The sequence below is a fragment of the Caballeronia terrestris genome, from assembly GCF_001544515.1.
Classification (GTDB): domain Bacteria; phylum Pseudomonadota; class Gammaproteobacteria; order Burkholderiales; family Burkholderiaceae; genus Caballeronia; species Caballeronia terrestris.
In genome coordinates this window covers 1-957 of record NZ_FCOL02000505.1, presented here as the reverse complement: position 1 = coordinate 957, position 957 = coordinate 1, and the positions used below count along the sequence as shown (strand labels likewise).

Sequence of the window (957 nt, the reverse complement as noted above, 5' to 3'; positions counted from 1 at the left end):
AGGGCGCAGCGAAGGCGGAGGTCACGAAGTCGTTTGACCCAGGACCGGGCTGGACCAAGGCGCCCGATCGCGACGGCCATTAAACACCCGTCACCGGAGCGAGCGCCAGAGATGCTCGAGTAGGCAACGCAATCAGCGTGGGCGTCATCGCCCGGATCGTGCGGCACAACATGCAATATGCGGAGGCGGCCGCGCACGCGTCCTCGGACACGGTATAGATTCTTGGGCTTGCATACGCGCACCTCAGAGACGGTCAGTATCGCTGCCCGGGGAATCGGTCGACGATTTGGAACCTTTTTGGCCCGCCGTTGGCTGCGGCGCGGGAGACTCTTTAAATGCGCGCTGTTCCAGCGGCGTGGTGCTAGTCGGCCTGCGTCGGCGCTCACTGTTTGCATCGATCCCCTGTCCGCTTTCGTCCTGGTCGCCATCGTCAGGCTGCGCCCCTGCGTTCGGTGCGTTCGGTGCGTTCGGTGGGGTATGAAGCCGCATATGCGGCACCGGAATCTCAATACCTGCCTCGTCCATCTTGCGCTTGAGCCGCGCGTTAAACGCGCGCGCCACGCTCCACTGCTGCAACGGCCGCGTCTTGATCTGCGCTTTCACAACCATCCAGTTGGCCTCGAAGCGATCGAGTCCCCACACCTCAACGGGCGCAAGTATCTCCTTTCGCAGGCGAAAATCTCGCTGCAGATCTGCGCCCACTTCCACAATCATGCGCGAGACATCCTCGAGATCAACGGAGAACGGCACCCGTACCTCGAACACCGCGTTGGCGAAGTCGCGCGACAGGTTCTTCACGATCTTGATCTGCGAGAAGGGAATGGTGTGAACCGCGCCTTGTCCGTCACGTAACCGGACCGTGCGGATCGTCAGGTCCATGACGATGCCGGCGTGACTGCCGTCAATTTCAATCCAGTCACCAGCCGAAATCGTCTCCTCGACAATGATGAAGAGCCC

General features: G+C 61.4%; 1 protein-coding gene. It reads right to left on the bottom strand.

Features of this window, described 5'->3' with window-relative positions; translation table 11 throughout:
* Window positions 1-243: 243 nt before the first annotated feature.
* A partial coding sequence (locus tag AWB67_RS38595) for a mechanosensitive ion channel family protein (protein WP_235025630.1) occupies window positions 244-957 on the bottom strand: 714 nt, incomplete at its 5' end.